This is a genomic window from Kutzneria sp. NPDC051319 (genome assembly GCF_040682195.1).
Lineage (GTDB): Bacteria > Actinomycetota > Actinomycetes > Mycobacteriales > Pseudonocardiaceae > Kutzneria.
In genome coordinates, this window is sequence record NZ_JBFBAM010000069.1 from 44,253 (window position 1) to 50,821 (window position 6,569).

Annotated in this window: 9 protein-coding genes; 4 read left to right on the forward strand and 5 right to left on the reverse strand. The window is 71.3% G+C overall.

Going from position 1 to position 6,569, the window contains the following annotated elements; translation table 11 throughout:
* Nucleotides 1-86: 86 nt before the first annotated feature.
* Together AB0M73_RS40080 and AB0M73_RS40085 are read left to right on the forward strand one after the other, a co-directional pair.
* Nucleotides 87-932, forward strand: coding sequence for a RecB family exonuclease (locus AB0M73_RS40080; RefSeq protein ID WP_052396092.1), 846 nt, complete (start codon nt 87-89; stop codon nt 930-932).
* 61 nt (nt 933-993) lie between these two features.
* Nucleotides 994-1,359 carry an STAS domain-containing protein gene (locus tag AB0M73_RS40085; protein WP_043725460.1) on the forward strand — a complete coding sequence of 122 codons (366 nt, stop codon included), beginning with the start codon at nt 994-996 and terminating at the stop codon, nt 1,357-1,359.
* Here AB0M73_RS40085 and AB0M73_RS40090 read toward each other — a convergent pair.
* Genes AB0M73_RS40090 through AB0M73_RS40110 form a run of 5 tightly spaced genes read right to left on the reverse strand, consistent with a single transcriptional unit; the run spans nt 1,356 to nt 4,248 of the window.
* On the reverse strand, nt 1,356-1,883 hold the full coding sequence (locus tag AB0M73_RS40090) for a class I SAM-dependent methyltransferase (RefSeq protein ID WP_363902899.1): 528 nt from the start codon (nt 1,881-1,883) through the stop codon (nt 1,356-1,358). The genes AB0M73_RS40085 and AB0M73_RS40090 overlap by 4 nt on opposite strands.
* Before the next feature lie 16 nt (nt 1,884-1,899).
* On the reverse strand, nt 1,900-2,814 hold the full coding sequence (locus AB0M73_RS40095) for an AEC family transporter (protein WP_363902902.1): 915 nt from the start codon (nt 2,812-2,814) through the stop codon (nt 1,900-1,902).
* 25 nt (nt 2,815-2,839) lie between these two features.
* Nucleotides 2,840-3,685, reverse strand: coding sequence for an ATP phosphoribosyltransferase (gene hisG, locus AB0M73_RS40100; protein ID WP_363902905.1), 846 nt, complete (start codon nt 3,683-3,685; stop codon nt 2,840-2,842).
* Nucleotides 3,686-3,705: 20 nt separating this feature from the next.
* Complete coding sequence (locus AB0M73_RS40105) at nt 3,706-3,969, reverse strand: phosphoribosyl-ATP diphosphatase (RefSeq protein ID WP_043725451.1); 264 nt, start codon at nt 3,967-3,969, stop codon at nt 3,706-3,708.
* 36 nt (nt 3,970-4,005) lie between these two features.
* A complete protein-coding gene (locus tag AB0M73_RS40110) occupies nt 4,006-4,248 on the reverse strand; it encodes a holin (RefSeq protein WP_043725449.1) in 243 nt (80 codons plus the stop codon).
* Nucleotides 4,249-4,395: 147 nt separating this feature from the next.
* Here AB0M73_RS40110 and AB0M73_RS40115 point away from each other — a divergent pair, with 147 nt between their 5' ends.
* Nucleotides 4,396-5,436 (forward strand): NAD(P)-binding domain-containing protein, encoded by a 1,041-nt coding sequence (locus AB0M73_RS40115; protein ID WP_363902909.1) that lies wholly within the window; start codon nt 4,396-4,398, stop codon nt 5,434-5,436.
* A gap of 23 nt (nt 5,437-5,459) precedes the next feature.
* Nucleotides 5,460-6,371, forward strand: a complete 912-nt coding sequence (locus AB0M73_RS40120; RefSeq protein ID WP_363902918.1) for a patatin family protein — start codon at nt 5,460-5,462, stop codon at nt 6,369-6,371.
* The last annotated feature ends 198 nt before the right edge of the window (nt 6,372-6,569 follow it).

Consider the following 6,569-nt stretch of genomic DNA (forward strand, 5'->3'; position numbering starts at 1 on the left):
TGAAAAAACGGCATTTGGGTGGTGGTCGCGCGCGCGGGAGACGGGGGCCGGCGGAAGTGTCAGACCGGCTGGGTAGCGTTTCTGTCATGGAGAAGGTGGTGCGCAGGCCGGCGCTGTCCCCGTCGCGGGCCAGCGATTTCAAGCAGTGCCCGCTGCTCTACCGGTTCCGGGCGGTGGACCGGCTGCCGGAGAAGCCGACCAAGGCGCAGATCCGGGGCACGGTGGTGCACTCGGTGCTGGAGCGCCTGTTCGGGCTGCCGGCCGGCGAGCGGGTGCCGGACACGGCCAAGGAGCTGCTCGGCCCGGCCTGGCGGGACCTGCTGGCCGAGCGGGCGGAGCTGGCCGACCTGTTCGGGCAGGAGGAGGAGCTCACCGAGTGGCTGGCCTCGGCCGAGGGCATGCTGACCAGCTATTTCGGCCTGGAGGACCCGCGGCGGCTGGAGCCGGAGGCGTGCGAGCTGCTGGTGGAGGCCGAGCTGCCCTCGGGCATGCTGCTGCGCGGCTACATCGACCGCCTGGACGTGGCGCCGACCGGCGAGATCCGGGTCGTCGACTACAAGACGGGGGCCGCGCCGCGGGAGATCGGCGAGGCCAAGGCCATGTTCCAGATGAAGTTCTACGCGCTGGTGCTGTGGCGGCTGCGCGGCGTGGTGCCGCGGCAGCTTCTGCTGATGTACCTGTCGGACCGGCAGAACCTGGCCTATCAACCCGACGAGGCCGAGCTGAGGCGATTCGAGCGCACGCTGGAGGCGATCTGGAACGCCATTCTCAAGGCCGGCAAGACCGGTGATTTCCGGCCCAACCGCAGCCGCCTGTGCGACTGGTGCGACCACAAGGCGCTGTGCCCGGAGTTCGGCGGCACGCCGCCGCCCTACCCCGGCTGGCCGGAGCCGGACCCCGGGGTGGAGACCGCGCTGGACCGAGCGGACTAGGCTGTCGTTCACCCGACCCGCACGCCCGGTCACTCCAGGTGGCCGAGCGAAGGGAGCGCGCATGTCCGTCGAGGACTTCGACCTGATCACGGTCCGCACCGAGCCCGCCGGCGACGCCGTCGTCGTGCACGTCAGCGGCGAGCTCGACCTGTCGACCGCCGACGTCGCGGAGGCCGAGCTGGGCCAGGCCGTCGGCAGCGGAGCTCCGGCGGTGATCGTGGACCTGGACCGGGTGAGCTTCCTCGGCTCGACCGGCCTGCGCGTGCTGCTGACGGCACGGGACCGGGCCAACGACTCCGGCGTCGACCTGCGCCTGGTCGGCGGCCACCGGGTGGTGCTGCGTCCGCTCCAGGTCAGCGGCCTGATGCCGGCGTTTCAGGTGCACGCCACGATCCCCGACGCCATCGCCGCGCTGGCGGCGGTCTAAGCCGTCCGGGTCCGCGCCACGACAGTGGCGGTGAGCAGGGACGCGTGCCAGGTCGGCTCGCGGAAGCCGACGGCCGTGAGCAGCCGGTCGGCGCTGCTGCGGGTCCGCGCCCGGTGCCGCAACCACGCCGACGGCCCCAGTAGCGGCGAGAACGCGTCGCTGAGCACGAGGGTGCCGCCGGGTATCAGCATCCGGGCGCATTCGGCCAGGCCCTGGCGCTGGTCGTGCCAGTGGTCGAACGACGCGGTGCTGACCACCAGGTCGAAGCCGCCGTCGGCGAACGGCAGGTGCTCGGCGAAGGCGTTGCCGTAGCGGATGCGCGGGTCCAGGCCCGGCGCCGCGGAAGCGGCCTTCACGACCTCGGCCGCGGCGTCGATGCCGACCAGGGCCTCGGCCTGCGGCGCCCGCCGGGCCAGTAGTCGAAGCAGCGTGCCGGGCCCGCAACCCACGTCGAGGATCCGACGCGGTGCGGGCACCGCCGCCAGCGCGATGTCCAGGGTGTGCTCGATCGTGTTCCCGGGCATGACCGGGATCGTTGCACTAGGCATGCATGAACACTGTGACGCCGGACAGGGTGATCATGGACAGCACGGTGGACAGCAGGACGGCGTTGCGCGGCAACCGCGTGTCCAGGGCGTACTGGTGGGCGTAGACGAACACGTTCTGCGCGGTCGGCAGCGCGGAGCACAGCACCACGGCAAGCAGCAGGTGCCCGTCCAGGCCGAGCGCCTCGCCGGCCAGAAACGCGACCAGCGGCTGCGCGACGGCCTTGAGCAGCACGGTCACCCACAGCTCCCGCCGGTTGGCGGGTTCGCGCTGCTCACGGCTGTGCAGGGACATGCCCAGCACGAGCAGGGCGATCGGCAACGCCGCGGTGCCGAGCTGCGTCAACGGGCCGTTCACCAGGTCCGGCAGGGGCCAGCCAAGGGCGCTGACCACGACGCCGAGCGCGGACGCGGCGATGATCGGGTTTCGCACCGGGAGCGTGAGCATCTCCCGCCAGCGATTGCCGGCCGCGGCGGAGACGTCCAGCTCGACCAGGGTGAGCACGACCGGCGTCACCAGCAGCACCTGGAACAGCAGCACCGTGACGATGAACGAGGCGTCGCCGAGCACGGAGATCGCCACCGGCACGCCCAGGTTGGCCGAGTTGACGTAGCAGGCGGCCATCGCGCCGATCGACTGCTCGGCCAGGCTCCGGCCGAACAGCCAGCGGCTGGCCGCCAGCGCGCCCACGCCGACGACCAGGGTGCCGATGGCGAACACGGCGATGGCCGGCGTCAGCAGCCGCGACACCGGCGTCCTGCTCAACGTCGTGAACAGGACCGCCGGCATCGCCACGTGGAACACCAGCCGGCCCAGCACCAGCTCGGCGCGGTCGCCGAGCACGCCGGACCGGGCGACGAGATAGCCGAGCACGGTCAGCGCCCAGATGGGCACGAACGCGGTCAGCACCCCCGTGTGCTCGGAGCCGGCAGGATCACAGTCGGCACGAGCGGATGTCGGAGGCCAGGATCGCCTTCGCGCCCAGCGCCGACAGCTCGTCCATGATCTGGTTGGCGTCCTTGCGGGACACCATCGCCCGCACCGCGTTCCAGTTCTCGTCGGCCAGCGGCGCGACCGTCGGCGACTCCAGGCCCGGCGTGGTCTTGAGCGCCTGCTCCAGCAGCGCCTTCGGGCAGTCGTAGTCCAGCATCAGGTACTGCTGGGCCAGCACCACGCCGCGCAGCCGGGCGGTGAGCTGCGCCTTGGCCGGCGTGAGCTCCGAGCCCTCGCGCTGCACCAGGATCGCCTCGGACTTGCAGATCACGTCGCCGAAGGCCACCAGGTTGTGCTGGCGCAGCGTGCGGCCGGAGCCGACCACGTCGGCGATGACGTCGGCCACGCCCAGCTGCACCGAGATCTCGACCGCGCCGTCCAGCCGGATCACGTCGGCCTCGATGCCGCGCCGGCTCAGGTCGTCCACGACCAGCCGCGGGTAGGCCGTGGCCAGCCGCATGCCCTGCAGGTCCTCGACCTTCCAGTCCCGGCCGGCCGGGCCGGCGTAGCGGAAGTTCGAGCCGCCGAAGCCCAGCTCCAGCGTGGGCTCGACGCCCGCGCCGGAGTCACGGGCCAGGTCGAGGCCGGTGATGCCCAGGTCCAGCTGGCCGGACCCGACGTAGATGGCGATGTCCTTGGGCCGCAGGAAGAAGAACTCGACGTCGTTGGCCACGTCGAGCACGGTGAGGTCGCGCTGCTCATGGCGTCCCCGGTAGCCCGCCTCGGCCAGCATCTCGGCGGACTTCTCGGCAAGGGCGCCCTTGTTGGGCACCGCGACGCGCAGCATCTGCTTACTCCCGTTGTCGCTCATAGGTGGCGGTAGACGTCGTCGAGGGTCAGGTCGCGGCCCAGCATCAACACCTGGACGCGGTAGAGCAACTGGGATATCTCCTCGGCCAGCCGCTCGTCGGACTCATGCTCGGCCGCGATCCACACCTCGCCGGCCTCCTCCAGGACCTTCTTGCCCTGGGCATGGATGCCGTCGTCCAGCGCCGCCACCGTGCCCGAACCGGCCGGGCGGTCCTTCTTGCGGTCGGTCAGCTCCGCGAACAGCTCGTCGAACGTCTTCACGGGGGCTGATCCTCCCATCACGGGCCCGGCCGCCGCCTACCTGGGGGTGGCCTCACGCTGCGGCGGGAGCAGGCTCGGGCTGCCGGGTTTGCCCAGCGGGGCGGACCCGACCGACGTCAGAACGGACAGCAGCGCGGCCATGCCGGCGGTGGACAGCGACGTGGTCCACGCGGCGTTCAGCAAACCGACGCTTCCCGCTCCGAGAACGGCAACCAGGGTTTGGCAGAACGTTTTCATCGCCCGTTCGAGGGTGCACTGCCAGAAGGTCATGGTGAACATTTCGGTCTCCCCTCCTCGCTGTCCATGAGCTGTGGCCGTCGGCGCTGATACGGCCCGGTGTGAGCAAACCGACAGGCGGCGCGGAAGCACCCGATTGCCGCAGCGGTTGGCAAGGGTGTGGCCGTTGACGCGCGAGAAATCGATGCAGTGGTGATCGGGGCCGGTCAGGCGGGGCTGTCGGCCAGCTACTTCCTGCGCCACTACGGCGTCGAGCACGTCGTGCTGGACGGGGCTCCGGGCCCTGGCGGGGCGTGGCAGCACCGGTGGCCGTCGCTGCGTCTGGGGAAGGTCCACGGCATCCACGACCTGCCGGAAATGCCGCTGGGCAAGCCCGACGCGTCGCGGCCGGCGTCGGAGGTCGTGTCCGAGTACTTCGCGGCCTTCGAGCTGCGGAATTCGGTGCCGGTGAAACGACCGGTCCGGGTGACGGCCGTGCGGGAGAACGGCGACGGCCGGCTCCTTGTTGTCACCGACAAGGGTGAATGGGTGGCCCGGGTCGTGGTCAACGCGACCGGGACCTGGGAACGGCCGTTCTGGCCGCACTACCCCGGTCAGGGGTCATTCGCGGGCCGCCAGCTGCACACGTTCGACTACAACGGCCCCGAGGAGATGACCGGCCAGCGCGTGGTCGTGGTCGGCGGCGGGGCCTCGGCGACTCAGGCGCTGGCCGAGATCTCCCTGGTCGCGGCGTCGACGACGTGGGTGACGCGGCAGCCGCCGATCTGGCGTGAGGGGCCGTTCAAGGAGCAGGACGGCCGGGCCGCCGTGGCCCTGGTCGACGAGCGCGTACGGGCCGGGCTGCCACCCATCAGCGTGGTCGGCGTGACCGGATTGGGTGTGACTCCCGACGTCGCCGAGGCGCGGGCCCGCGGCGTGATGGAGCGGCTGCCGATGTTCGACCGGGTTGTGCCCGACGGTGTGACCTGGGACGACGGCCGGCACGTGAAGGCCGATGTGATCCTCTGGGCCACCGGATTCCGCGCTGCCCTCGACCACCTCCGGCCGCTGCGCCTTCGTGCCCCGGGCGGTGGCATTCTCATGGACGGCACCCGCGTCGTCCTGGATCCTCGGGTTCACCTGGTCGGGTACGGTCCGTCGGCTAGTACGGTGGGGGCGACGAGGGCAGGACGTGCGGCGGCCCGGGAAGTCCGGGACCTGCTGGCCAAGCGGGCTGCGAGCGCCGCCTGAGGACTGGGGGCGCGTTGGACTTCGTGCACGGCGACCGGGACGTGTTGGACGTGCTGCGGACCCGACGGGCCGCCGGCAGCCGACCCGGCAAGCGCGAGGACGGCCTTCGGGTGGCGCTCGTCGTCGAGGGCGGCGGCATGCGGGGCGTCTACGCCGGCGGCATGGTCTCCGCCCTGGAGTCCCTCGGCATGCGCGACGCGTTCGACGACGTCTACGGCACCTCCGCCGGCGCCTTCTCCGCCGTGGCGCTGGCCATCGGCGAGGGCTCCAAGGCCGGCGCCGTGTACTACGAGGACCTCGCCTCCAGCGACTTCATCAACTACCGCCGCGCGCTCACCGGCCGTGGGCCCTTGATCAGCCTCGACTACCTCGTCGAGCACGTGCTGGAGAAGGCCAAGCCCCTCGACTACGAGCTGTTGGCCAACTCCGACATCCCCGTCCGCACCGTCGCCACCCGCCTCGACACCGGCGTCGCCGAGGAGCTCTCCGGGCTGTCCACCGCCGACGACTGGCGGGCCGCCCTCTGCGCCACCTCCTGCATCCCTTTCCTCTGCGGGCCCGCCATTTCCCTTCAGGGCGCCCAGTGGATCGACGGTTCCGTCGCCGAGCCCATCGCCATCGAACGGGCCCTTGAGCGCTCCGCCACCCACGTCCTCGTGCTGCTTTCCCGTGCCCCCACCGAGAAGTCCCTCAAGGGCGGCGAGCACCCCCTCATGTCCGTCGTCGCCCGCGGCCTCGACCCCGTGGTCGCCGAGGCGCTGCGCCGCCGCGCCGAGAAGCACGCCACCGCCATGCAGCTGTTGACCGGCAAGGGCTTGTTGGCGTTGCGCCCCGCCACCGACTGCGGCGTCAACGGCCTCACCACCAACATCCCCCGCCTCCGCCGCGCCGAGGAAACCGGCGCCGCCGCCGTCCACGCCGTCTTCGCCGCCTGAAACCCCCGCGAGTCCCGCTCACAGACACACCGAATGTCGGTTTCGCGCAGAACTGAGACTCGAAGCTCGGTTCTGCGCGAAACCTCATTTCGGTGTGACGGTAGGCGGGACTGACCCGAAAATAGTGGTGAGTCGACCATGTCCAGGGCATGGCTGTTCCCTCAGACCACCGCCGAGCCGCCGGCAGCCTGAGCACAG

Bases quoted from the DNA above. Each gene is read 5' to 3' on its own strand.
- AB0M73_RS40080 (WP_052396092.1), top strand. From the start codon at position 87: ATGGAGAAGGTGGTGCGCAGGCCGGCGCTGTCCCCGTCGCGGGCCAGC.
- AB0M73_RS40085 (WP_043725460.1), top strand. From the start codon at position 994: ATGTCCGTCGAGGACTTCGACCTGATCACGGTCCGCACCGAGCCCGCC.
- AB0M73_RS40090 (WP_363902899.1), bottom strand. From the start codon at position 1,883: ATGCCCGGGAACACGATCGAGCACACCCTGGACATCGCGCTGGCGGCG.
- hisG (WP_363902905.1), bottom strand. From the start codon at position 3,685: ATGCTGCGCGTCGCGGTGCCCAACAAGGGCGCCCTTGCCGAGAAGTCC.
- AB0M73_RS40110 (WP_043725449.1), bottom strand. From the start codon at position 4,248: ATGTTCACCATGACCTTCTGGCAGTGCACCCTCGAACGGGCGATGAAA.